This is a genomic window from Streptomyces sp. NPDC032822, assembly GCF_055578825.1.
This window is the reverse complement of sequence record NZ_JBVIOL010000001.1, coordinates 191,949-214,666: the sequence shown is the minus strand read 5'-3', so window position 1 is coordinate 214,666 and position 22,718 is coordinate 191,949. Positions and strand designations below refer to the sequence as shown.

Annotated in this window: 37 protein-coding genes; 29 read left to right on the top strand and 8 right to left on the bottom strand. The window is 67.0% G+C overall.

Going from position 1 to position 22,718, the window contains the following annotated elements; genetic code table 11:
• The first annotated feature begins 6 nt into the window (after positions 1–6).
• The 4 genes from ACZ5VD_RS01035 to ACZ5VD_RS01020 all read left to right on the top strand — a co-directional run bounded on the left by ACZ5VD_RS01035 (position 7) and on the right by ACZ5VD_RS01020 (position 2,749).
• Positions 7–1,317, top strand: coding sequence for a tail fiber domain-containing protein (locus ACZ5VD_RS01035; RefSeq protein WP_468679927.1), 1,311 nt, complete (start codon positions 7–9; stop codon positions 1,315–1,317).
• Entirely contained in the window at positions 1,314–1,664 is a 351-nt protein-coding gene (locus ACZ5VD_RS01030; RefSeq protein WP_468679925.1) for a DUF2746 domain-containing protein, read from the top strand. Before ACZ5VD_RS01035 ends, ACZ5VD_RS01030 begins: the two co-directional genes overlap by 4 nt.
• A gap of 69 nt (positions 1,665–1,733) precedes the next feature.
• A complete protein-coding gene (locus ACZ5VD_RS01025) occupies positions 1,734–2,552 on the top strand; it encodes a CHAP domain-containing protein (RefSeq protein WP_468679924.1) in 819 nt (272 codons plus the stop codon).
• Positions 2,549–2,749: a DUF7439 family protein gene (locus ACZ5VD_RS01020; protein WP_468679923.1), complete on the top strand. Its 201-nt coding sequence runs from the start codon at positions 2,549–2,551 to the stop codon at positions 2,747–2,749. Before ACZ5VD_RS01025 ends, ACZ5VD_RS01020 begins: the two co-directional genes overlap by 4 nt.
• Positions 2,750–2,804: 55 nt before the next feature.
• Here the strand turns inward: ACZ5VD_RS01020 and ACZ5VD_RS01015 are convergent, their stop codons facing one another.
• The 3 genes from ACZ5VD_RS01015 to ACZ5VD_RS01005 form a co-directional block, all read right to left on the bottom strand.
• A complete protein-coding gene (locus tag ACZ5VD_RS01015) occupies positions 2,805–3,059 on the bottom strand; it encodes a hypothetical protein (RefSeq protein WP_468679922.1) in 255 nt (84 codons plus the stop codon).
• A gap of 148 nt (positions 3,060–3,207) precedes the next feature.
• Positions 3,208–3,882 (bottom strand): hypothetical protein, encoded by a 675-nt coding sequence (locus ACZ5VD_RS01010; RefSeq protein WP_468679920.1) that lies wholly within the window; start codon positions 3,880–3,882, stop codon positions 3,208–3,210.
• Between the two features lie 56 nt (positions 3,883–3,938).
• On the bottom strand, positions 3,939–4,886 hold the full coding sequence (locus tag ACZ5VD_RS01005) for a hypothetical protein (protein ID WP_468679918.1): 948 nt from the start codon (positions 4,884–4,886) through the stop codon (positions 3,939–3,941).
• Positions 4,887–5,102: 216 nt separating this feature from the next.
• Here ACZ5VD_RS01005 and ACZ5VD_RS01000 point away from each other — a divergent pair, with 216 nt between their 5' ends.
• The 21 genes from ACZ5VD_RS01000 (at position 5,103) to ACZ5VD_RS00900 (ending at position 16,679) form a co-directional block, all read left to right on the top strand.
• Positions 5,103–5,552, top strand: a complete 450-nt coding sequence (locus ACZ5VD_RS01000; RefSeq protein ID WP_468679916.1) for a hypothetical protein — start codon at positions 5,103–5,105, stop codon at positions 5,550–5,552.
• A gap of 249 nt (positions 5,553–5,801) precedes the next feature.
• Positions 5,802–6,227, top strand: a complete 426-nt coding sequence (locus tag ACZ5VD_RS00995; RefSeq protein ID WP_468679914.1) for a hypothetical protein — start codon at positions 5,802–5,804, stop codon at positions 6,225–6,227.
• Entirely contained in the window at positions 6,224–7,156 is a 933-nt protein-coding gene (locus ACZ5VD_RS00990; RefSeq protein WP_468679912.1) for a hypothetical protein, read from the top strand. The genes ACZ5VD_RS00995 and ACZ5VD_RS00990 overlap by 4 nt, the downstream gene beginning before the upstream one ends.
• A 45-nt stretch (positions 7,157–7,201) precedes the next feature.
• Complete coding sequence (locus tag ACZ5VD_RS00985) at positions 7,202–7,690, top strand: hypothetical protein (protein WP_468679907.1); 489 nt, start codon at positions 7,202–7,204, stop codon at positions 7,688–7,690.
• A gap of 5 nt (positions 7,691–7,695) precedes the next feature.
• Complete coding sequence (locus ACZ5VD_RS00980) at positions 7,696–7,821, top strand: hypothetical protein (protein WP_468679905.1); 126 nt, start codon at positions 7,696–7,698, stop codon at positions 7,819–7,821.
• Positions 7,818–8,255: a hypothetical protein gene (locus ACZ5VD_RS00975; RefSeq protein ID WP_468679903.1), complete on the top strand. Its 438-nt coding sequence runs from the start codon at positions 7,818–7,820 to the stop codon at positions 8,253–8,255. Before ACZ5VD_RS00980 ends, ACZ5VD_RS00975 begins: the two co-directional genes overlap by 4 nt.
• A gap of 63 nt (positions 8,256–8,318) precedes the next feature.
• Positions 8,319–8,702 (top strand): deoxycytidylate deaminase, encoded by a 384-nt coding sequence (locus ACZ5VD_RS00970; protein WP_468679901.1) that lies wholly within the window; start codon positions 8,319–8,321, stop codon positions 8,700–8,702.
• 13 nt (positions 8,703–8,715) lie between these two features.
• Entirely contained in the window at positions 8,716–9,579 is an 864-nt protein-coding gene (locus ACZ5VD_RS00965; RefSeq protein WP_468679899.1) for an AAA family ATPase, read from the top strand.
• Between the two features lie 15 nt (positions 9,580–9,594).
• Positions 9,595–9,972, top strand: coding sequence for a hypothetical protein (locus tag ACZ5VD_RS00960; protein ID WP_468679897.1), 378 nt, complete (start codon positions 9,595–9,597; stop codon positions 9,970–9,972).
• Positions 9,969–10,121 carry a hypothetical protein gene (locus tag ACZ5VD_RS00955; RefSeq protein WP_468679895.1) on the top strand — a complete coding sequence of 51 codons (153 nt, stop codon included), beginning with the start codon at positions 9,969–9,971 and terminating at the stop codon, positions 10,119–10,121. Before ACZ5VD_RS00960 ends, ACZ5VD_RS00955 begins: the two co-directional genes overlap by 4 nt.
• 110 nt (positions 10,122–10,231) lie before the next feature.
• Positions 10,232–10,537, top strand: coding sequence for a CHC2 zinc finger domain-containing protein (locus tag ACZ5VD_RS00950; protein WP_468680934.1), 306 nt, complete (start codon positions 10,232–10,234; stop codon positions 10,535–10,537).
• Positions 10,419–11,036: a toprim domain-containing protein gene (locus tag ACZ5VD_RS00945; RefSeq protein WP_468680932.1), complete on the top strand. Its 618-nt coding sequence runs from the start codon at positions 10,419–10,421 to the stop codon at positions 11,034–11,036. Before ACZ5VD_RS00950 ends, ACZ5VD_RS00945 begins: the two co-directional genes overlap by 119 nt.
• Positions 11,033–11,398, top strand: coding sequence for a hypothetical protein (locus ACZ5VD_RS00940; protein ID WP_468679893.1), 366 nt, complete (start codon positions 11,033–11,035; stop codon positions 11,396–11,398). Before ACZ5VD_RS00945 ends, ACZ5VD_RS00940 begins: the two co-directional genes overlap by 4 nt.
• A complete protein-coding gene (locus tag ACZ5VD_RS00935) occupies positions 11,395–11,601 on the top strand; it encodes a hypothetical protein (RefSeq protein WP_175314868.1) in 207 nt (68 codons plus the stop codon). Before ACZ5VD_RS00940 ends, ACZ5VD_RS00935 begins: the two co-directional genes overlap by 4 nt.
• Positions 11,602–11,604: 3 nt before the next feature.
• Positions 11,605–12,798, top strand: coding sequence for a hypothetical protein (locus ACZ5VD_RS00930; protein ID WP_468679890.1), 1,194 nt, complete (start codon positions 11,605–11,607; stop codon positions 12,796–12,798).
• Entirely contained in the window at positions 12,795–13,115 is a 321-nt protein-coding gene (locus ACZ5VD_RS00925) for a hypothetical protein (RefSeq protein ID WP_468679888.1), read from the top strand. Before ACZ5VD_RS00930 ends, ACZ5VD_RS00925 begins: the two co-directional genes overlap by 4 nt.
• On the top strand, positions 13,112–13,495 hold the full coding sequence (locus ACZ5VD_RS00920) for a hypothetical protein (RefSeq protein WP_468679886.1): 384 nt from the start codon (positions 13,112–13,114) through the stop codon (positions 13,493–13,495). The genes ACZ5VD_RS00925 and ACZ5VD_RS00920 overlap by 4 nt, the downstream gene beginning before the upstream one ends.
• Entirely contained in the window at positions 13,492–13,899 is a 408-nt protein-coding gene (locus ACZ5VD_RS00915; protein ID WP_468679884.1) for a hypothetical protein, read from the top strand. Before ACZ5VD_RS00920 ends, ACZ5VD_RS00915 begins: the two co-directional genes overlap by 4 nt.
• A gap of 2 nt (positions 13,900–13,901) precedes the next feature.
• The gene (nrdJ, locus tag ACZ5VD_RS00910; protein WP_468679881.1) at positions 13,902–16,034 is read left to right on the top strand and encodes a ribonucleoside-triphosphate reductase, adenosylcobalamin-dependent; all 2,133 of its coding nucleotides are present in this window, start codon (positions 13,902–13,904) and stop codon (positions 16,032–16,034) included.
• Between the two features lie 32 nt (positions 16,035–16,066).
• The gene (locus ACZ5VD_RS00905; protein ID WP_468679879.1) at positions 16,067–16,339 is read left to right on the top strand and encodes a hypothetical protein; all 273 of its coding nucleotides are present in this window, start codon (positions 16,067–16,069) and stop codon (positions 16,337–16,339) included.
• Between the two features lie 64 nt (positions 16,340–16,403).
• Positions 16,404–16,679 carry a hypothetical protein gene (locus ACZ5VD_RS00900; protein WP_468679877.1) on the top strand — a complete coding sequence of 92 codons (276 nt, stop codon included), beginning with the start codon at positions 16,404–16,406 and terminating at the stop codon, positions 16,677–16,679.
• Here ACZ5VD_RS00900 and ACZ5VD_RS00895 read toward each other — a convergent pair.
• Genes ACZ5VD_RS00895 through ACZ5VD_RS00880 form a run of 4 tightly spaced genes read right to left on the bottom strand, consistent with a single transcriptional unit; the run spans position 16,663 to position 18,626 of the window.
• Positions 16,663–16,854, bottom strand: coding sequence for a DUF397 domain-containing protein (locus ACZ5VD_RS00895; RefSeq protein WP_468679875.1), 192 nt, complete (start codon positions 16,852–16,854; stop codon positions 16,663–16,665). The two genes, ACZ5VD_RS00900 and ACZ5VD_RS00895, sit on opposite strands and share 17 nt — an antisense overlap.
• Positions 16,855–16,860: 6 nt before the next feature.
• Positions 16,861–17,715: a helix-turn-helix domain-containing protein gene (locus tag ACZ5VD_RS00890; RefSeq protein WP_468679872.1), complete on the bottom strand. Its 855-nt coding sequence runs from the start codon at positions 17,713–17,715 to the stop codon at positions 16,861–16,863.
• 7 nt (positions 17,716–17,722) lie between these two features.
• A complete protein-coding gene (locus ACZ5VD_RS00885) occupies positions 17,723–18,247 on the bottom strand; it encodes a DUF6879 family protein (protein WP_468679869.1) in 525 nt (174 codons plus the stop codon).
• Positions 18,219–18,626, bottom strand: coding sequence for a hypothetical protein (locus ACZ5VD_RS00880; protein WP_468679867.1), 408 nt, complete (start codon positions 18,624–18,626; stop codon positions 18,219–18,221). Before ACZ5VD_RS00880 ends, ACZ5VD_RS00885 begins: the two co-directional genes overlap by 29 nt.
• Before the next feature lie 206 nt (positions 18,627–18,832).
• Here ACZ5VD_RS00880 and ACZ5VD_RS00875 point away from each other — a divergent pair, with 206 nt between their 5' ends.
• From ACZ5VD_RS00875 to ACZ5VD_RS00860, 4 genes are all read left to right on the top strand, one after another.
• Complete coding sequence (locus ACZ5VD_RS00875; protein ID WP_468679866.1) at positions 18,833–19,195, top strand: hypothetical protein; 363 nt, start codon at positions 18,833–18,835, stop codon at positions 19,193–19,195.
• A gap of 370 nt (positions 19,196–19,565) precedes the next feature.
• Positions 19,566–19,808 (top strand): DUF397 domain-containing protein, encoded by a 243-nt coding sequence (locus ACZ5VD_RS00870; protein WP_468679864.1) that lies wholly within the window; start codon positions 19,566–19,568, stop codon positions 19,806–19,808.
• Between the two features lie 197 nt (positions 19,809–20,005).
• Positions 20,006–20,404 (top strand): hypothetical protein, encoded by a 399-nt coding sequence (locus ACZ5VD_RS00865; RefSeq protein ID WP_468679862.1) that lies wholly within the window; start codon positions 20,006–20,008, stop codon positions 20,402–20,404.
• 12 nt (positions 20,405–20,416) lie between these two features.
• Positions 20,417–21,319: a JmjC domain-containing protein gene (locus tag ACZ5VD_RS00860; RefSeq protein WP_468679860.1), complete on the top strand. Its 903-nt coding sequence runs from the start codon at positions 20,417–20,419 to the stop codon at positions 21,317–21,319.
• A gap of 62 nt (positions 21,320–21,381) precedes the next feature.
• Here ACZ5VD_RS00860 and ACZ5VD_RS00855 read toward each other — a convergent pair whose 3' ends face one another.
• A complete protein-coding gene (locus ACZ5VD_RS00855) occupies positions 21,382–22,581 on the bottom strand; it encodes a hypothetical protein (RefSeq protein ID WP_468679857.1) in 1,200 nt (399 codons plus the stop codon).
• Between the last annotated feature and the right edge of the window lie 137 nt (positions 22,582–22,718).

The window sequence follows — 22,718 nt, the reverse complement described above, 5'->3', positions numbered from 1 at the left end:
CCCCCTTTGGCTATCACCTCCTACCCCTTTGACGCCCAGGTCGTCACAGAGACCCAGTACAGCCAGATGTTCCGCGAGTTCCAGGACTCGGGCGTCGTCGCCTCGTTCGGCAGCTCGGGCTTCACGGTCACCGCCGGCACCGGCATGAACCTGAACGTGTCGTCGGGCCTGGCCTTCGTGCGGGGCTTCATGGTGCAGTCCACGGCTACCGAGGTCGTGGCGATCCCGGCGGCGAGCACGTCCGTCCGCGTCGACCGGGTGGTCCTGCGTCTCGATCCAGCCCTGAACTCCATCGTCCTAGCGGTGAAGCAGGGCACCGCGGGCTCGACTACCCCTCCGTCCCTCACGCAGACGGATACGGGCATCTACGAACTGGCCCTCGCGCAGGTCACGGTGAACGCGAACGTCGCCTCGATCACGTCCTCGGACATCACGAGGATTCGCTCCTTCGTCGGGACACGCGTCCTGTGCTGGAACACTACTACCCGCCCGGCGTCACCCCGTCTGGGACAGATCGGCTGGAACGCCGATACGTCCTCCTTCGAGTTCTGGAACGACACAGCGTGGGCCCCGCTGATCGGCAATGTGTCCTGGTCGACGCTCACCGGCAAGCCCGCGACGTTCCCGCCGTCTACGCACACGCACACCTGGTCCCAGATAACCGACGCGCCCACGTCCCTGCCCCCGGCCGCCCACACTCACGACTGGGGACAGGTCACCGGCAAGCCGACGAGTTTCGCCCCGACCGCGCACGGCCACGCCTGGTCAGAACTGACCGGTGTCCCCGCGACCTTCGCCCCCTCGACGCACTCCCACACGTGGGCGAGCATCACCTCGAAGCCGACCACGTTCACGCCGTCGACTCACTACCACGATCAGTACCTTGAGTCCGGGGACACGATCGCCTGGTCCAACGGTACGAAGCGTGTCCACGCCGACTCCGTGTCCGGCTCCGGGACGTACTACGCGGTGTGGGTGCAGGGCGACGGAACCTTCGCGCGCAACACCAGCTCGCGCCGCTTCAAGCAGAACATCCGGGACATCGACATCGACCCCGATGCAGTTCTGTCCCTGCGTCCCCGCGTCTACGACCGGCGACCGAAGGAAGAGGGCAGTGACGACTACCTGCGGGACGAGTTCGGCCTGATCGCCGAAGAGGTCGCCGAGACACTTCCCGAGATCGTCACCTACGACGAAGAGGGACGCATCGACGCCCTGCGCTACGACCTGTTGGGCGTGGCCCTTCTGTCCGTCGTGCAGGACCAGGCCGAGCGCATCGAGCGTCTGGAGCAGCTCGTAAGGGACATGTCCCGATGACCCTTGACCCCAACGTGCAGGTAGCTCTCGTCTCCGCCGGCGGAGTGGTCACCGCGGCTTTCATGGGTGTCCTCGTCGAGCTGGTCCGGCGTCAGGGGACAGCACTCGCTGAAGTGCGCGAGCACGCCCAAGAGGCCCGAGATCAGGTCTCCAACACGCACTCCACGAACCTGCGGGACGACCTCGACCGCGTGATCTCGGGACTCGATCGCGTCCTCGAAGGACAGGCCGAGCACAGCCGGGACATCCGCGAACTGCGCTCCGAGCTGTCCCACGAACGCAGCGAGCGCCTGGCCGTCTCCGAGCGTCTCGACACCCACATCTCGGCCTCGGTCCCCACCCCCTAAGACGTCTCATTCCCCGAGGCCCTGTCCCTGCGGACGGGGCCTTTCGCATGTCCCGAAGGAGGACGCCCCTTGAGCACTCAGGCTCAGAAGATTCTCGGCATCGCCAAGGCCGAGAAGGGATACCAGGAGGGCCGCAAGGACGGTCACTGGAACAACAAGCAGAAGTACAGCCCGGCCGTCCCCGGCCTGGAGTGGTCCGATTATCAGGCGTGGTGCGCGACTTTCGTCTCCTGGTGCGCCATGCAAGCCGGTCTCGCCGACCTGTACCCGCGCACGGCGTCTTGCCTGACTGGTGTCTCCTGGTTCAAGCAGCGCAAGCAGTTCAGCGAGTACCCCGCGATCGGGGCCCAGGTGTTCTTCGGCTCGGGTGGCGGGACGCACACCGGCCTCGTCTACGACTACGACGACACGTACGTCTACACCGTCGAGGGCAACACGAACGACGACGGCTCGGCCGAGGGCGACGGCGTGTACCTGAAGAAGCGCGAGCGTCGCAGCTCGTACGTCTTCGGATACGGCTACCCGGCCTTCGCCGAGGGGATCAAGTCCGCCGACCCGGCCTGGAAGGACAAGGCTCCGAAGCCTGCGGTCGAGAAGCCGACCCCGGCGCCGGCACCTGCCCCCAAGCCTGTCTCGAAGATCATCGCCCTGAACCCGGCGGTGAAGCCGGGCGTCAAGCACGCCCAGGTGAAGGAGCTTCAGCAGCTCCTCGTGAAGGCCGGGTACGGCCCCATCCCTGGCGCGTACACCACCTTCTACGGCCCGGAGACCCAGAAGGCCGTGGCTCGCTTCCATGACCGTAACCCGGCGTACCGCAGCGGCCTGCACGACCCGAAGATCGGGCCGAAGGGGTTCATCGCGCTCCAGAAGCAGGCGGGCCGCCGATGAGCAAGCATCGCAAGCCCGTAGGGGTCTTCCTGTCCGCCCTGCCCGTCCGCTACCGCTCGCGCGCCGGGGCCGTCATCGCGGCCCTGGGCGTGCTGGTGAGCGTCGCCGCCATCGTCTACGCCGACAAGCCCGAGGTCGCCCTGATCATTCAGGTAGCGACAGCCCTGGGCCTGGTCGAGCGGCCAGACGCCGAGTAGCACTGCGCCCCCCTGCTGGCCCTCGCGGGTCGGCTGGGGGGCGCTTTTCTGCGTCTCACTGCTTGGCGGCTGCGGCCTTCCGCGCCTCGATCTCGTCGAGGGTTGTGACCGGGGTCCTGCCGCGCCTGCGGGGTGCGGTCGCCTTCTTGGCCGTGGCCTTCTTGGCGGCCTTGCGCTGCGCCGGGGGCTTCGTCTCGGCGGGGGCAGGCTCGGGTTCCTCGGCCTCGGGCAGGTCGAGGAGGTCGAGCAGGGGCGCCGCATCCTCGTCGCACAAGTCGCGCCGGATCGGCTCGCCCTCGTCCACGGCCACGCTGTATCTCGTGGCGGGCCGGTCCCGCCGCTTGCACTTATCACAGACACGCACGGTGATCGTTAGGTCCATTCCTCCGCTTCCCAGGAGTGAGGCACGTCTTGTCAACATTGTCCCTCACTCCTGGGGGCTGCGGCTCGTGATTGGGTCAGGAGGCGTTGAGGCGCTGGAGGTAGCGGCTGCCGGTGCGACGGTCGCGGCCCATCACCTTCGCGAGGTTGGGCCCGGTGATCTCCTCACCCGTGGCGAGGAGGGTCTTCGCGGCCTCCTTGATCTCCTCGATGCTGGGGCCCGGACGACCGGGGCGGCGCCGGTTGCGGGCCTTCGCCACCTCGTCGACCGGCAGCTCCTCGCCGTCGAGGGTCGGCTGAACGGGCTCGGCGTCCTGGTCCTGGTGCTCGTCGTGCTCCTGGTCCTCGACGGCCACCGCGGATTCCGCAGGCACATGCTTCGCAGCCCGGATGACCATGTGGGCGACGTGCCCGGCAACGATGGCGGGGACTGCGGAGACGGCGGCGACCAGCTCCTTCGAGGAGGTCATGTATCCGGCGGAGATCCAGTGCGCGACTACCTGACCGGCAAGGGTCATGCCCAGGGCACCCACGGCCCCCGCTATGGCGCTTCCCCGGCCCTTCTCGCCCTTGGCGCGGCTCTCGGTGAACCACACGGCAACGACGGCGTACACGGACATGCAGACCGGCATGCCGGCGGCGACCCACTCGTTCCACCCGGCGGTGCGGGCGAGCTGGTACTCGCCGGGGGCGGACATGGCGAGGGCGACGGCGAGCACCAGGCCGCCAACGGCGTAGGCGTACCGGGGCATGCGGGCAGGCTGAGACATGGGTGTGCCTTTCGGGGTGGTGCGAGTGAAGGAGGGGGCTACTTGGCCATGGCCGCGCGGGCGGCGCGGAAGCGGGCCAGGCCCTCGGGGGCCAGCGCGCCGGACGGAGCCTCGCCAGGGGTCTCGCCCTGGGACGCGGCGATCAGCTCGCGGGCGAAGTCGGTCAGCTCGACGCCCGAGCAGACGCCGCAGATGCCGGTCTCTTGGCCAGCGGGCAGGAGACGGCCGCAGCCGTCCGTGGCGCAGTCGGCGAACTGCTTCCACTGCCGCTTGCGCTCGGGGCGCTTGCGGTCGAGTCGGTCCTCGACCAGGCGGGCAGCGCTGTAGACCTTCGCGGGAAGGCCCTGCGTCACGGCGTCGGTGATCTCGGCGATGGTGGCGCCACGGTCGAGCCAGTCGGCGACGGAGGGGGCGAGCTTGGCGACCTGCCGCTCGGACAGCTTGAGGCGGCTGTCGATGGCGGCGAAGCGGCGCAGGATGCGGGCGGCCTCGGTGGCCTGCTTGTCCTGCTTCTCGCTGAAGCCCTCCCTCTCCGGGGCGAGTGCGGCCGGTGCGGGCTTCTCAGCGGGAGGGTTGGGAGGGTTCTTCGTTTCGTTCTTAGAAGAGTTCTTCTTCCCGAAGGGGTACGTTCCCGCGTCACCAGCGACCGCAGAGCCGGTTCCCGGCGAGGCGGGAAGCGGAGAGAAGTGCTCCTGCGGCTGGTCGAAGACGTAAACCTGAGTCCTGATGAGGCCCTGCGCATCGCGGGTGGTGACGCGGAAGTAGTACCTCTCGGCGATCAGCTCGTCGATGGCGTTCTCGATGCCCTTCCGGCCGACGACAGGGTTCCTGTCGGCGAGGGTCTTGACGTCTTCCTTGAAGCCGTTGGGCAGGCTGATCAGGTATCCGAGCAGGCCACGGGCCGTGAAGGACAGGTTGCGGTTGCGGGCGATGCCGTGAGGCACCACCGTGAAATCCCGGTCGTGCCGGGTACGATGGATCTGCATTGGGAGCTACCACTCTCGATGCCGGACCCCGGAGCGTTGGCGCGCTGCCGGGGTCACCTGTTTATTTTGGGCGTACGCCCGTTGTCTGGTCACAGCTTGACATGATCATCCTGGCTAGGTCAATCTTTACCTTGGATGCAGAAGGTTGTACTGATCCAACCGATTGAGACCACCGCCACAGACGGCCCAGAGACAGCCCACAGACAAGGGGGAGACATGCCCGCCACGAAGATCCAGGACAAAGCCGAGGTGCTGCGCTGGTTCGAGGAGAAGCGCACGTACGCGTGGATGGTGGAGCAGTACAAGACGAAGTACGGGATCGACACGTCGGAGCCGATGTGGGCCGCGTTCCGCCGGCGGGAGGGCATCGACCGGCGCAACACCAGGTCAGACGACCTCCTCCCCTGGAAGCTCAGGGAAGACCACAGACACCTATATCCCGCCATGATGCTTCGAACAGAGGGCCGTCTAAGGGCTGGCAAGACGGTCGCTGCGGTGAAGCTGAAGAAGCTGGAGAGCTGGAAGAGGGGCCTCGAAGAGGACAGCCTCGTCGTGCACTACGACGCCGAGACGGAAGAGGGCTTCTTCTACGTTCCGCGCGAACCACAGGACACGGACCTGATCCGCAAGCCGATGCAGAAGACCGGCAACCAGGCTCGTGACTAGCTTGCCCGTGTTCGAATCCTGTTCGAATCCACCCCTCGTCGGAGATCGACGGGGGGTTTTCTCATCCTCAAGGCGTATGGGGCCCTGACCTGCGGCTGGATAGTGTGAACGGCAAGTGGACCGCGTGCGTCCGTTTGGCGTACGCCCGTGGGTGAGCCCGTGAACACAGCCGGTTGACAGCTTGTGTAAGCCCCACGTAGAAATGGACTCAGCGAGTCCAATCTTTACACGCACCAGGGGGTTGCAGCGATGCCGCTGACAGGAGTTCTGACCACTGATGGCGTCGAGCCCCACTCCAGATTCACCACGAAGTGCCTGTTCGTGCGGGACAAAGAGGACGTGCCCCACGAGGACAGCCTGCCCGACCTCTACGCCCTGGGCGAGGACCACATCGGCCGATGGGTACTGGCGGGTAGCAAGATTAGCCTCCCGGCCGGTATGCGACTCGTCGGCGACAACGCCACCTGGGACCGCGCGCTGATCGTTCAGCCCGAGACCTCCCCCGCAGACATGCGCAAGGGCCTGGCCCTGATCCACCTCTTCGGCCTTGAGGCGCTGGGCGAGGACGAGTCCGAGCCCGAACTTCTCGACGACGGATCGGTCCGCATATGGCTGGTCCCCATCGCCCCTGAAGACCCGTTCGAAATCGACGAGGACATGGAGTCCATCGCTTGAAGTTCATCGACCTCACGCCCGAGCCGACCGTCCCGCGCGACGGCTGGGACCGCCCGCTCGTCATACCGAAGCAGGGCGGTAAGCCGGTCGCCCTCACCCGTACGACCACGTTCATCGACTGCATCGAAGACAAGAGCGCCATCTCCGACTGGAAGTCCCGCATGACCCTGGTGGGAGCCGCTAAGCGCCCGTCGATCCTCGACGTGGTGAGGCAGCTCGACCCGGAGGACCCGGACGGCAAGAAGAGGCTGAACGCCCTGGCCGAGCAGGCACAGGACATCTCGGGGGCGAACACGAAGCGCGAAAAGGGCACCCACCTTCACACGCTCTCGGAGTACGTCGACCGGGGCGAGCCCCTGCCCGCCGGCACCGCGGCGAAGGACGTGCTCGACATGGCGGCCTACATGGCGGCGACCGTCGAGTTCGAGGTCAGGGCCGTGGAGAAGTTCGTCGCCGTCCCCGAGCTGCGCACGGGCGGCACCTTCGACCGGCTCCTCGAATACGCCGGTCCCGGCCCGGACGGCGAGCACATCGAGGGTCTGTTCATCGGCGACCTGAAGACGGGCAGCGTCACGTACGGGGCCCTGAAGATGGCGATGCAGCTCGCCGTGTACTCGCGCGGCGAGTTCTACGACTACACCCGCTTCCCCGTCGACCCGGCGGACAGGAAGGCGTTCGCGGCCTGGAAGAAGCGAGAGGTGCCGGCGGCCGAGGCGGCTCAGGCGTACACGCCCCTGCAAGGGGTGTCCCAGAAGTGGGGCGTCATCATCAACCTTCCGGCCGGGTCCGGCGAGTGCACCCTTCACTGGGTCGACCTGGAGATCGGCTGGGCTGCCGCGCGCCTGGCGCTGGAGGTTCGCACGACCCGCAGTATGAAGGGCGCGATGCTCCCGTGGGTGAGCGGCGTCACAGAATCCCGAGCTGCATAACTGCGGCACGCATGTTAAGTTTGGACCAAGAGCAAGGGAGTTGAAGTGAAGGCAGATCAGGCGGAGCTGGCCACGTCCAGCGCGGACGGGACGATCAGCGTGACCATCAAATACGGCAAGGGCTACGAGGACACCTGGGCTGTCTTCCGTGGCTCCGTGGGGCAGGTCCGCGAGCAGATCTGCGGCTACTTCGGGTTCGAGTGTAAAGATTGGACCGGGCTCTCGCTGAGCGACCTCGTTGTGAACGCGACGAACCTCGCTCACGGCAAGGGAAACATCGCCTCGATCCTCGACGCTCGGATCATCTCCGACACTCCCAACGATGCCCCGGCGAACGACCCCTGGGCGGCTGCCTCGGCCTCCGAGCCCGAGCAGCCCACCGCCAACAAGTCCGCCTGGATTCTGGGCGAGATCGAGAAGGCGCCCAGCATCGACGAGCTGAAGAAGCTCTGGGCAGCGAATCAGGCCATGTTCGCCGACCCCGCCGTCATGTCCGCCTACAAGGCCCGCGGCTCGGCCCTGAAGAACGGGTGACGCCCGTGCCTGCCGCGATCCTCGCCCTCGTCCTCGTCGTCTCCGCGCTGGGCTCCGTCATCACCCCGCGCCTCTCCGAGCCGACCCCCTACTACCGCAACGACACCACCACTGAAGGAGAAACCGAGTGACCCTGAACTTCGTCGAGATCCCCACCGCTGGCGGCGGCTGGTTCAAGCCCGCTGATGTGAAGGACGCGGTGGCGTTCCTGATCGAGGTCAACTCCTACGAGCCCCAGAGGCCGACCCCGAACGGCCCGAAGGACTCGGCGCTGTGCGACGTGACGGTCTTCAAGACCCCGGAGTCCCTCGCCGCGCACTCGCCCGAGGTCAACAAGGGCACGCGGATCGAACAGACCCTCCTCGCCCGCGACCTGGAGAAGGTCGTCGGCAACGCCACGATCGTCAAGCTGGACCAGGTCCCGCCGAAGCGGCCGGGCGCCCACCCCGCCTGGGTCTGGCGTCCGGTGAACGACGCCGCCATCCGCAAGGCCGTCATCGAGTACGCGCAGGCGCGCGAGGCCGCCGTGAACGCGGCCGTCGCCGACGCCCCCGACTTCGACTGACGCACGCGAGGAGATGGGGGCCGGTCGCCCGGCTGGCCCCCGCCTCGCGGGTCTGGAGGACCCGTGACCCGTCCCGACTGGGACTGCTGGGCCATGAGCATCGCCGAAGCCGTGTCGTCCCGTGCCGACTGCACGCGCGCACAGGTCGGCGCCGTGCTCCTGTCCCGTACGAATCGCGTGCTGAGCGTCGGCTACAACGGCCTGCCGGCGGGACTGCCCGGCTGCGCGACGGCCGCGAACTGCCCGAGGGGGCGGCTCACCACCGAGGAGTGCGCCCGCGATTCGGACTACTCGAACTGCGCGGCCGTCCATGCCGAGGCCAACGCCATCCATCACGCCGACCCCGCTCAGCTCCGGGGCTCGACCTTGTACGTCACCCGCATGCCGTGCCCGGCCTGCACGACCCTGATCCGCTCGGCGGGCATTCGCCGCGTCGTCCACAGATGAGAGGAGCCGCCCAGTGCTGACCCCCGCAAGGTCGCTGGCGCTGCACGCCGAGTCCGGCAAGGAGCTGCCGCGCGTCGAGGCGTTCGATGCCCTGTACGGGATGGGGTGCCGCCCGCGTCACGGCGAGGTCATCATGATCGCGGGCCGGTCCGGCACCCAGAAGAGTGGGTTCGCTCTCTACTGGGCCGCGCAGATGAACCTGCCCACGCTGTACTTCAGCGCGGACATGTCGGCCTTCACGGCGAGTTCACGCCTGGCGTCAATGGCCACTGGCGACACCACGGAAATGGTCGAGGCCGGGATGGCTGCGGGCGGACGGCACCGCCAGGAGTACCTGTCCGCTCTCGCGGGCTCGAACATCACCTTCGCCTTCGGCTCGCCGATCACCTGGAAGAACATCGACGAGGAGCTGGAAGCGTTCATCGAGCTGTGGGACGCCTACCCGGCCGTCTTCGTGTTCGACAACCTCATGGACTTCGATGGCGCCGAGTCCGACTACACCGAGCAGATGGCCGTGATGAGCGGCCTAACCGAACTGGCCCGCGCGACCGGCGCGACCGTGATCGTCCTGCATCACGCGAGCGACAAGAGCTGGGAAGCAAAGTCGGACCCGTGGGCCCCGCCGTCCCGCGACCAGGTGAAGGGCGGACTCTCCGAGAAGCCCGAGCTGTCCCTCTCCGTCGCGCTGGACCCGACCTCGCACGAGTACCGGGTCGCGGTGATCAAACAGCGCATGGGGCCCTGTGACCCCACGGCCAGGCGGTACGCGTCGATGCGCTGCCACCCCGAGGTGACGCGCTTCTCCAAGCTCGAACGCATGGTGCCGGCGGCAACCCCGGCAAAGCCCTGGTCTCCCACGGATGCCCTGATCAAGTAGAAGGCGGTGTAAAATTTGGACCCGATCGTCAAGCGCAACCGAGCCAACAAGCGCAAGGGTGCCGACTGGGAGATCGAGCTGATGACGGGCCTGCGGTCCGTCGGCGAGGACGTGGAACGGCTGCGGCTGACCGGCGCAGAGGACGAGGGCGACCTCGCCATACGCGAGGACGGCGGCCTCTTCACCATCGTCGAGGCGAAGAACGCGAAGTTCGAGCCCGGCCCCTTCCTCGACGAGGCTCACCGCGAGCGCGTGAACTTCGCCAAGCATCGGGGCATCGACGAAGGTCGCGTGGAGTCGATCGTCGTCGTCAAGCGCCGGGGCAAGGGATGGCGGCAAGCCTTCGTGCTGACCACGGTCGAGGCGTACTTCGGCCTGGACGACGCCGAGTGAACGCCCTCACCTTCGAAGAGGCCAACGAGTACGAGCGCCTGGTCGACGAGCTGAACCACTTCGACGTGGAGACGGCCGGGGCCGCAGGGCTGGAGTCCCTCGGCTACGACGACCGGAAGGGCTGGTTCGTCGGCAGGCGGGTGCCGTGAGATTCCGCCGGGTCGATGGCGACCACGAGGACCAGGACCACGAGAAGCCCACGCTCGAAGCCGTCTTCGAGCACTACGACATCGACTTCAACTCGCATCGCGTCACGGGCATGACGGCATGCCCGCTGCACGAGGACAACACCCCGTCCATGTCCTTCAACACGGACAAGGGCCTGTGGAAGTGCCACTCCTGCGGGAAGGGCGGTGACTCATTCAGTCTGATCATGGAAAAGGAAGGCACTGACTTTGTCGGAGCACGAGCCCTTGCAGCCTCTCTCGCCTTCGCAACGCGAGATGCTGGAGGAGGCGACGAGCGCCTATCAGGAAGCTCTTACGCCGGGCGTCGCGCGGTATCTCCTCGACAGGGGAATCGGCCGCGAGGAGGCGGTTATACACCGGCTTGGCGTCGTCGGTGACATGCCGTTCCCCGGCCACGAACGCTTCCGCGGAATGCTCGCGATCCCGTACCTCGACCGCAACGGCGCACCGCTGACTGTGCGCTTCCGCTGCCTTGAGGAGCACGACCACCGGGCCGCCTTCCACGGCAAGTACAACACGATCAAGGACGACCCGCCCCGCATGTACGGCGTCGCCGACGTGCACCAGGCCGGGGACACGATCGAGGTGACCGAAGGCGAACTCGACCGGATCATCCTCCGCAAGATCGGCCTTCACGCGGTCGCCATTCCCGGCGCCTCCCTCTGGCAGGGACGGCATCGCCGGATGCTCGCAGGCTTCAACCGCGTCCGTGTCTGGGGCGATCCGGACGACGCGGGCGCCGAGTTCACCGCCCGAATCTGCCGGTCCCTGCGATCCGCCAAGGGCGTCCGGCTGCGGGACGGCGACGTGAGCGAGACGTACATGCAGGGGGGCGCTCAGGCCCTTCTCGACCTGATCAAGGAGAACGACCAGTGACCACCGCCCCCGCCAAGAAGGCCGCCCCTCGCAAGGCGCCGGCACGGAAGGCCGACCCGCTCGCGGCAGTGCTCGCGGAGGTGCAGGCAGCCGCGAACGAGGTCGGCCCGCTGCCGCCTCACCTCGTCGGCGGCGTGTACCCCGAGCGGGGAACCGACGCCTACAAGAAGAGGGGCGAGGAGTGGGCGATCATCAACGCCGACCGGGGCGAGGTGGGCGTCCTGGGTGTGGATGGCCTGGCGATCGAGGTCGCCTTCGCCGCCTTCGGTGGACGCACCCCCGGAGAGATCCGCAAGGGCCTCGTCCGCCTGGCCTCCCTCGCGGTCGCCGCCATCGGTCAGATCGACGGGGAGGGGAAGTGAGCGACCTGCCCGGCGCCCCTGGCCCGACCCTGAAGCGCATCTACGAGGAGCTGGAGCCTGACGTACGGGAGACCGTCGTCCTCCGCCTTCTCGACATCGGCTCCTCTGCCGAGCGCCTGGCCCTCGTCCTGCGCAAGCACGGGCACTCCGTCTCCGCTTCCACGATCCGCACGTATCGCCGCTCTCTCCGTGATGGGGTGTAAATTTTGGACCGTTCCGAGCTGCTGAACGATCTTCTCCGTACGCCGACTGCGCCGGCCCTCCCCGGCCGCCAGGCCGACCCCGAGAAGGACTTCACCCGCCAGATAGAGGTGTCGGGCGATGCGGCCGAGGTGACCGTCCGGGGCCCCGAGGGCATCGACCCGGAGTCCACGGCCGCCGACGTGCTCCGCGCCCACCACCTCGACCCCGCCGAATGGGAAGTCACCGGCTTCCGGTCGAGCGAATGGACCATGGCCAGCGGTGAGCCCGGCGTCTCCGCCCGCTTCTCCTTCGGCCGCCGCAAGGTGCCGGCGGTTCTCGAGCGTCCGGACATCGACGAGCTACTCGCCGTCTTCGACCAGGCGCCCGGCTTCGTGCAGGACGACGTGAAGGGGGAGTTCACGTACGTCGTCGCCCTGGGCGACATGCAGTTCGGCAAGGTCGACGGCGACGGGTACACGGGAACTCTCAAGCGGGCGATGCACTGCATCGACCGGGCGGCCGATCTCCTCACCGAGTACCAGAAGCGCTTCGACATCGAGCACGTCCACCTCGCGTGGCTCGGCGATCACGTCGAAGGGTTCGTCTCGCAGGGCGGCGCGAACGTCTGGCGGACACAGCTCACCCTCACCGAACAGATCCGCCTCACCCGCCGACTGATGGCGCACGCGATCATCCGCTTCGCGCCGATGGCCAGCCGCCTGACGGTCGTGGCCGTGCCCGGCAACCACGGCGAGGCTGTCCGGCCGGGCGGCAAGGGCGTCACCCGCTACGACGATTCGCACGACACCGACGCCCTGATCTCCGTCAGCGAGGCCCTGTCCCTCGCGGGCGAGGAGTTCGCCCACGTCGAGGTATACGTCCCCGACACCGACGAACTGACTGTCGTCGTCGACTGCTCGGGAACCGTCGTCGCCCATGCCCACGGGCATCAGTGGAAGCCGGGCCGTCACTTCGACTGGTGGCGGGGCCAGGCGTTCGACAAGACGAGCGCGATGCACACCGCCGATCTCCTCCTGGCCGGTCACCTGCACCACGAGTTCGTCGACACGGACGGGCCGCGCACCTTCATCCAGGTGCCGGCGATGGAGTCCGAGTCGACCTGGTGGCGCCACATGAAGGGCACGCGCGGAGCGCCCGGCCTGATGGTCATGGTCACGAAGGACGGCGACGTGCCGGTCAAGGAAGTGGTCCGGTGACGGCCGCCGACTGGCGAGTCCTCGACCTGCCCGAAGTGGTGGCCCTCGCAGGCCGGGCCGCCCGCCGCATCGCGGACGGCTACGAGGACACGCTGACGATGGAGTACGAGGACGCCCGGCAAGAGGCCCTGATCATCCTGGCGACGAAGCCCGACATGGTGAACGAGTGCCTCGCCGACCCCTCGCTCGGCCTCGGCGTCCTCTACCACCGCCTCGTCCTCGACCTGGTCGACCGAGTGAAGACCGTGGCCAAGTACCGCATCCGGCACACCTCCTACGAAGCGGCCTGCGACGCGGCCGAGAAGGGGCGTGTGTGAGCGGGTACGAGCGGCGCCTCGTCGAGCACCTGCTACCGGCCGTGTGGGACGTGGAAGCCGCCTACGGCATCCGCAACCCCACGGCCCCGGACGCGGACATGCCGAAGGGGACAGTCGACAAGAAGGCCGCGGGGACCTTGTTCGCCCACCTCGCCGACATCCGGCGGGGCTGGGAGACGGCCCCCCTGTCCCTGGTCGAGCGGCGGGCGCTGTTCATGCGCTTCGCCCTCGACTGGGAGGACCGGCGGATCGCGGCCCGTGAGGCGGTCACCGACCGGGCCGTCCGCTACCGCCTTGAACGCGGGATAGGCAAGCTCGCCGCCCACCTCAACGGCACCGACTACATCGACAGCTACGACGAATTGGAGACCGCAGCATGAGCGAGCCCCTGCCCGAGGAGCCGCCGGTCGAGGAGCCCCAGCCGTCCGTGGAGCCGCCCGCCGGCATGAGCCCGGAGGACTTCGAGTTCTGGGACGAGGCAACCCTGACCTACTACGAGCGCCAGGCGGACGGCGCGGTTACCGCCCGCCCCTTCACCGAGACGGAAGTCGCCCAGCAACAGGACGAGTTGGCACTCGACAGCCTGCACTCGGAGGCTGCGTTCGCGATCGGCTACCTCGACGAGCGGATCGACCTGTGCCTCGCCTACCTGGCGCTCCCCGCGCCGACCGGAGAGGAGACGGCGGCGCAGGTCAAGGTGCTGTCCGACCTCTCCGCCTACAGCGCCGGAACCCTCAAGCGACTGATCAAGGTTCTGGCCGTCATGTTGAACAAGCCGGTCTGATCTTGGCCGAGCTGCTGACCACCGCCCACCTGAAGGAGAACCTCATCACCACCGCAGTTCCGTTCGGCCCCACCGGGCAGACCGTCTACGAGCGCACCTACAGCCGCACGAAGGCGGACGGCTCCCGCGAGACGTGGCCCGAGACGGTCCGCCGTGTCGCCGCCGGGAACCTCTCGCTCGTCTACGGCCCGGCCGAGGGCTGGAGCAAGGACGTACGGGCCGAGCATGACGAGCTGGTCGAGCTGATGGACCGCTTCGCCGTACTGCCCGCTGGCCGCCACCTGTGGGCGTCCGGCGTGCGAGGTAGGCAGTACCTCTTCAACTGCCACGTCGCGGGCTGGGGCGAGAAGCTCAGCCGGCACTTCGAGTTCAGCTTCATGCGGCTCATGGAGGGAGGCGGCGTCGGCGCGAACTACTCGACCCGCTACCTGAAGCAGTACGGCGCACCCCGCCGAGCCCTGACCGTGCACGTCGTGTGCGACCCCTCCCACCCCGACTTCGAGGGCATGAAGGCTGCCGGTGTCCTCTCCGCGGATTACGACTCGGACTGGGCTGGAGCCTTCGAGGTCGAGGACTCCCGCGAGGGCTGGGCTTCCGCCCTGGTGGACCTGATCGACACGTTCATGACCGACGACGAGGTGAAGCACAGCGACCGCGTGTACGACGTGTCGCGCGTGCGCGGCAAGGGTGCTCGCCTGAAGACATTCGGCGGCGTTGCCTCGGGCCCGGCCCCGTTCGCCCGCATGATGCAGGAGATCGGCCGCGTCCTGTCCCACGCCGCCGACGAGGTGGGCGAGTGGGCCGTCGAGCCGTACATCACCCCTACCGAGGCGATGGAGATCGATCACGCCATCGCTGAGTGCGTCGTCTCGGGAGGCAACCGGCGCTCGGCCCGCATGGCGATCTGCGCGTGGAACGACCCGCACATCGAGGAGTTCCTCGCCTGCAAGGACGACCCCGCACGGCACTGGACGACGAACATCAGCGTCGAGATCGACCAGGACTTCATCGACTACCTGTCCGGCGAGAAGCACGACGACTTCGGACCCGGCGGCAACGAGTTCGCCTACATGGTTCACCGCAAGGTCGTCGCCGGGATGCTGAAGAACGGCGAGCCCGGCTACTGGAACAGCTCGGCCTCGAACGTCGGCGAGCCCAACGAGGTCGTGGCCACGAACCCGTGCGGCGAGATCGCGCTCATGCCGTGGGAGAACTGCAACCTCGGGCACGTCAACCTCGACGCCTTCGTACTCGACGGGCACGAGGCGTACGACGAGACCGGTCTGAAGCGGGCGCACGAATTGATGGCCCGCTTCCTGGTGCGGGCGACGTACGGAGACGTGAACGACGCCGAGCAGGCGGAGCGCCTGGCCGCACAGCGCCGGATCGGCGTCGGCCACCTGGGCGTGCAAGGGTTCCTCGCCAAGCAGGGCATCCGCTACAGCGAAGCGCCGGCACACACGCGCTTCCGGCTCCTTCTCGGCCGCCTGAAGAGGGTCGTCCGCCAGGCCGCCCGCGACTACGCCTTCGAGCTGCGAATCCCGGAGCCGGTCAAGGTCACGACGGTCGCCCCCACGGGCACGATCGCGAAGATGCCGGGCGTCACGGAGGGGATTCACCCCGTCTACGCCCGCACCTTCCTGCGGCGCGTGCGCTTCTCGGTAGCCGACCCGGACCAGGCCGCCAGGGTCGCCGCCTTCGAGTTCGAGGGGTACAAGGTCGAGCCGTGTGTCTACGACCCCAGCGGAAACACACTGGTGGTCGAGTTCCCCACGCTGGACAAGCTCGTCGCCGAGGTCGAGGCGCGCGGCTACCCGGCGGATCTGGTCGAGTCGGCCGACGAGCTAAGCCTGTCCCAGATGCTCGCCTTCCAGGCGATGTACCAGACCGAGTACGCGGACAACGCGGTGAGCTTCACCGCGAACGTCCCCGAGGGTCTCGACCCGGACGAGACGGCAGACGTGATCGAGGCGTGGCTCCCGCTCCTGAAGGGGACCACGATCATGGTCGACGGGACCAGGCCGCAGGCTCCGTACGAGCGGATCACCCGCGAGGAGTTCGACGAGTACGAGTCGTATCGGGTCGAGGACTCGACCGACGAAGAGTGCTCGACCGGCGCCTGTCCGGTGCGCTGAGCGCTGTCAGTGGTGATGTGCATGATGGACGCATGGACCGCGTGCACAAGATCACCAGCCTCGATGCCACCTGGAAGCCCGGCGATGTCGTCCTCGACGCCAAGGGCGACATTCGGGTCCGGTCCGAGCATCCGAAGTGGGTGTGGGACTACCCCAACGAGGGCAGCACGCGCGACGCCCTCGGCAGGCTGATGGTCCCGGAAGGCGGGCTGGAGGAGAAGGACGTTGCTCGGCCCCTGGTCCTCCTGATCCGAGACGGAAGGCCCATCGGCGGGCAGCTCGTCGAGGAGAATGAACTGCCTTAAAGAGCAAGTTAGTTGGGCCCCTTTCGAGGGGCCCTTCTGGCGTTTCCGCAGGTAGAATGCCTGCATGACGTTCAAGATGACGTGGGCGCTGGTCGCCGAGCACGCAGACGAGTGGACCGGCGACGACTTCAGCCAGGCGGCTGCGGTCCTGGACGAGAAGGTCGGCGCGGCAGTCACTGCGAGCGGCATGACCCCCGACACTCAGGAGCACTGGCGGGAGACGTTCCTCACCCCTGTCCGGGACGGCATCACTGCCGCCGGCAAATCCGCGGTGGAGTCCGGCCGTGATTGGAGCAAGGCCGCGGGCCCTCTCCTCGTCGCTCTCACCCCGGCAGCCTGACGCCTGCGGCGAACTTCACGAACGATGCCCAGGTCGGCGGCAGGAGCATCAAGGTTCCGCCGTCGCGGTGCTTCGTGTCTCGAACCATGACCCTCTCCGGGTCGTTGTCGGCCACCTCGACGCAGCTATCGGACTTCGTGTAAGAGCTGGTTCGCCAGTTCGGTATCACGGTCATCGCCTCCTAGTCGGTTGGCATCCGGTCAAAGTGCTGGAGTGCAGCGGAGATGAGGTCTCGAACGGCGGTCCCGTAGACGGCCGACTGTTGCAAGAGGGCGTACGCCTTGGCGTACAGCTCGATCTCTCGGGGCTGAGTGACGGAGAACTCGGCCGAGTACGTCTCAACGAGTACGAGCTTGTCGTCGAACATCGAGAAGGAGTTGCCAGGCCACACACACATTTTCGCCGACCTGGGGACGATGCCGAGGCTCAGCCGGGCGAGCCGCATCACGGCCAACAGCCGGTCGAGTTGCCCCTTCATCACCTCCGCTCCGCCGAAGTTGGTGTAGAGCGCCTGCTCAGCGAGCAGCACATTGAAGATCCGGTCGCCCTGGTAGAGGTACTGCTGACGTTCGAGTCGCTTGGCCGTTGCTGCGTCTGTGTCGTCTGGGATCTCGTAGAAGTCGCGGACCTGCTTGAAGGTCTCGGCAGCGTACTCGGCCGTCTGGAGCGTCCCCCAGACAAGCGTGGGATGCCAGATCCGGAAGACCCTGGTCTTTGAGTAGACCGGAATGGCTGCCTGCTGCCTCTTTTCTGCGCCGTCCTCCAGTTGCCGGCGCCACTCAAGCCACAGCTCGTCGATGTGCCGAACTGTGGCGATCAGGTCGTTGACCTGGTCTTCACGGTCGGTCTTCTCGCACCAGGTGCGAATGTCGCGCTCGCTGGCGTTCTGCTTCCCGTTCTCGATGCGGGAGACCTTCGACTCCGCCCAGCCTGTAGCCAGCGCGAATGCCCGGCCGCTCGCGAACCCCGCATCCTTGCGGAATCCTCGAAGCCGGGCACCCAGCGCCTCTCGTGCTTCTTGTGCCTGGTTGCTCACTGATGGGTCAGGGCTTGTACTCGGCGTGCGGGATGGCGACTGCCCAGAGAAGGTCGCGGAGACGGATGCACTCGGCCACCGTGTCCGCATCCTCGACGATCTCAGAGCCCAGCACTCGCCCTTCGGGGTCGAAGTGACCCACGGCGAGGAGGCGATCGTCGTACAGCCACCAGTCGTTCCCCTGCACGGGGAAGGTGACCCCCTCGGGAAGCATGTGTCGCGGCAGCCAGCGGATGTCCTCGCCGACCTCGATGTTGAGATCCGTGAGCGAGTGCTCCCAGGTGACGTACTCGCTGTGAGGCTCGGTGATCACTCGAACGCGGCGCACCGTCTTGCCGGCGCCCGTGACGCGCCTCATGAGCGCCTTCCACTCGTCGAGCCAGGCAAGGTCGTCCGGCTCACCCCTCTTCCAGCGGGCGTATGGCGTGTCCTCGATGGGCGACCCGTAGTCGTCCCTCAACTCCAGGTGAAATGCGTCGCGTTCGAACTGGTCGAACAGCTCGTCACGCTGCGCGGGAGTGATCAGGTCCACTGTCTTCCTCCAGTAGGGCCGTGATCGAGGACTTGGGGACCTCGATGCAGGTCTCATAGTCGGGCATGCGCATCTGGCTCAGGGCCTCCGCGTCGTGCATCTCGGGGCCTTGCAGGACGCACGTTCCCTGCTCGGTGACGAGCATGATCGGGGCGTCGAACTTCTGGATCTCGCCGGACACTTGGCCGTCCTTGGTGAGGTGCTCGAACAGTTCGGTCGGCACCTCGATGACCGTCTGTCCTTCCGGCACGTCGAGCTGCATGAGCAAGTCGTTCGCGTACACCCTCCAGCCTTGGATGACGTAGGTGTCCTGATCACTGGCGTACAGGGTGGGGCTGTCTCCGGGGGTGGAGTTCTTACCAAGGAACCGTAGCTTCATGGTGGCTCTCCCGTCCGCTGTCTTGCGCCGGATTGCGCGACACCACGATGTTCGCGAGGCCGTTCGAGCCCGTCAATCGGCTTGCTGCAAACCGGCGCAATCTTCTTGGTAGTTGAGTGCGGCCCGCCCTACGTTCGTCACGAACCCGAGCAGCCAAGGAATCCGCACAACGGTGCGGTACCGAGGGGAGATGCGTGGTGGCCACCGTGAGCGAGGCACAGGAAATTCTCCAGGTCGACGGTCCACCGGTCGACGTGGAACTGATCGGAGACAGCACGGAAACCGCCCTCGTCATGGCCCTGGCGACGACGACCCGTGAGGAGATCGACGCGAGGACGCCGGTCCTGATCGGGCACCTGCAACTGCTCCTCGGCGAAGAACTGGGTGCGAGCCAGGACGAGATGGTCCGGCACCTCTTTCACAAGGCGTACGAGCTGCTCGACCTGAAGAACCGCCCCACGTCGGAAACGCCGGCATTCACCGCCTTCTTCTTCATGCGTGAGGTCGCCACCCTCACTCGCCGCCTGCTGTGGGTCTACGCCCAGAGGAGCGGGACGGGTGTCGAGTGAGTCCCAGAGCGCAGCAGGTCGCTTACGTCCTGGCGCTCCTCGCCGTGATGGCCGCTCTGGCGGTCGGCATCTTCGCCAGACCGGAGGCCGACACAGGCGCCCGCTCGGATGGCGTCAGTGGGTCCTTCAGGGCTTCATGATCCTCGCCTCCGCATCGGTCATGGTCGCCTACTGGCGCCTGACCGCCTGATCTTCCGCCCCCGAGGTGACTCTCCGGTCGATTCCCCCTCGGCACGCACCCCTCGGGGGCGGAACAGAACGCCCACCCCGGCCAGCACCAGGAAGGCCGAGCCGGGGTGGGTCAGCAAGTGCACGACGGCGCGGAGAACGCATCTCCGCACGGTTCAGCACTAGTAGGAGGACTATCCCCATGGACGGAAACCTCTACGCCCTGCCCGCGCCCGACGACGCCTCGTTCGAGCGGTACTGCGGGGGCAACCTCGGCGGGTCCAACGAGACGTGCGTCGACTTCGCGGCCATCCCCGGCGCGGAGTCCTCGTTCGCCGTCCGCGACAGCAAGCCGGAGGGCGCCGGCAAGGAGCTGCGCTTCACCGAGGCGGAGCTCGACACGTTCGCCTCGGAGTGGGTCAAGAAGCGGGGCCTGGCGGTCTAACCTGACCTCCCTCCCACAGCACACAGCACCACGAAGGTGGGTCGCCTGGGGTCCTCCCTGGGCGACCCGTCGCTTCCCGAAGGGCACACATGAGCTGGTCAGGGCACTGGCACGGGTACGGTCCGTGGATCGGATCGTCGGTTGATTACGCGCGAGAGGGAGGCCGCCGACCCCCGCACCCGAACGGGCCGCCTTCGGTGCTCGATCCCGAGGACAAGAAACAACAGGCCGTCCTCAACCGGTACCGCGAAGCTGCCGCCGAGTTCCAGACGGGCAACGTGCCGCCCATGATGACCGGCCACTGGCTGATGAAGAAGACCCAGGTCTCGGCTGACCGCACCTGGGCTGATCTGGGAATCGCACTCGCCTGGCTCACGAAGGAGTACGAGGAGAACCCGCCCTTCATCCGGGCGGACGGGCTCCAGGCGTACAGCAGCCTCGAAAACAAGCTGGAGTACGCCACGGACGTTCTTCCTCGGGGCGTTGATGTGAGCTGGGTGTACTACACGCCGTCAAAGAACCTGATCTCGTTCTCGGTCGTGTGCTGCCCGAACCGATTCCACCCGGACATCCCTTGCCCGCTCCCGCCGTCGTAAGGAGCCGACGCAATGTCGCTCAGCCTCTTACTCCCTGACGAGGGTGTGACCGCCCTCCTGACCTCCTGGCCGAATGAGCCCCGCGTGTACGAGCGGGGCAGTACGGAGCTGGACCGCACGATCACGCCGGAACTCCTCGACCACTACATCGACACGGGTTGCGTGAATGCCGACGAGATCGCTCTCGTGAAGTCCGGTCCTTCACTGCACCCTGACTGCCACCGAACGCGAGGCCGGACCGACCCGGTCAAGCTCCGCAAGCTCTACAGCGACGGCTACACCGTTCGACTCGGCAACCTCCAGCGCGTGATCCCGTTCCTGGCAGACGCGGCGGGCGCTATCCAGCGTGAGACCGGCTACAGCAACTACCTTCACGCCTTCCTGACCCCACCGCGGAGCCAAGGTCTTCTGCACCACTGGGATCAGCAGATGGCCGTGATCGTGCAGATCGAAGGCGTGAAGCGGTGGCAACTCTGGCGCCCGGAGTACCCCGCGCCCATGCGCGAGTACCAGGAGTCCTTCCGAGTCTGGAACCCTGACTTCATCCCGAAGTGGGAAGCCGCCGGCCCTGACCTGGAAGTCGATCTGAAGCCGGGACAATCGCTCCTCCTGCCGCGAGGATGGGTTCACAACCCTCACGCACTGGACTCCGATGAGCGGAGCATCCATCTCACCTTCGCGATCCGGGAGCGCACTCCGCTCTGGATCGCCGAGAAGCTCATCGCATCGGCAATCGAGAAGCGGGACTTCCGCCGCATCCTCCTGCCCGACGACATCCTGAACGAACCGAACCTCGCCGATCGCGTGCGGGAGACTCGTCAGGCGCTCATGGAGCACCTCGACGGACTCGACATCGACCAGCTCACCATGGCCGTTCGCGAGGCCGCCACGACCGAGCTGGAGTACACCACCTGACTCCAGCTCCCCCGGCCCCGGCTCGTCCGCTCCCCCCGTGGCGAACGAGCTGGGGCCCTCTCCTAGCCTTCCGTGGCCCCCACGAGCACCGTGTCCTCTTCGCGCGCGGCCTCGCTGGGGGCTTCGGCGATCTCAGCCGCAATCCCGGTCAGCTCGGCGTCGTTACTCATCTCCTCGCGGGCTTCGAGGACGACATCGACGACCTGCTCGATTGCGACCGTGGGCACCTCGTCGATGTGGTCGCAGGTGTCCTTCTCCCGCGCAACGACCTCGCCTGTGTCTGTGTTCACGGCGACCGTGGTCACGACCGGCTGCACAGGGGCCTCGGCCGCGAGCGGGGTCGAGATGACCGTCTTCACGCTCAGGTCTTCTGCGAGGGGCGCGGACATCGTCATCATGAAGCGGTTGCCCTGCTGGACGGGGCCGACGACCGTCACTTCTCCGGTCGACGCCTGACCGAGGAACTTGGTTACCTCGTCGGCCGAGTCGACCAGCGAGTCAAGGGCGGGAGGGAGGACGGACCTCAAGCCGGTTTCCTTCTCCTTCTTCTCCTCCTCGTAGTAGTTGGTGCCCGAGGTCTCGTAGTAGCCGTCCTCGGAAGCGGGCTCCGTCTTGCCCTTGGGCTTGTCCTTGGCGGGCTTCTCCTGGGCCTTGGCGGGCTCCTCGACCTCCTGCCGAGCCATCGGCTTTGCCTCGCCCTTGCCGGCGGCGCTCGTGGTCTCCTCGGCCTTGCCCTCGGCAGGAAGGCGGACCTGTGCGACCTTCGGGGCGGATGCAGGCTGGACAGCCCGTATGTAGACCGGGCGATTCGGCACCGTTACCTCGCTGGTGTCGACCTGCACCGTGCCGTTCTTGCCAATGCGGAGCCGCACCCCATCGCCGTACGCGAGCGCATAAGCCTCCGTGACCGGCAGGCCGCGACGCCGGGCCTCGGCGATCAGCGCCTTGCGCTGCTCGTCGGTGAGCGGGACGCCTGCTATGCCGCCTCCGCCGTCAAGGTACGTCGGCTGGTATCCGGGATCGGGAGTGTGCGTGTAAGCGTCGTCCTCCCGGACACCTTGAGGCTTGGCGGCTCGGACCGGCGCCGGGTCCTCGTTCAATGTGGCCCAGGTCAGAGTGCTGAAGACGCCTCCCACCAGGAGCGCGTAACTCGTGATGGCGGTCTTTCGGCTCGGCTCGCCCCTGGCCGGTAGCGCGAGGAGTCTCCCGATGGGATGAGTGCTGATCTTCTCGTCGGTTGACGACAGCGCATGACGGCCCATTGGTGAACCTCCCCCAAACGGAATGTGTTCTTCCGGTGAATCCAATCATGTGACAGAAGATCGTTTTGGAGTGCAAACCTTGAAGATTGCACCGGATACGGTGAGCATGGTCACGTTTTGACCGTCCGGTAATCGGG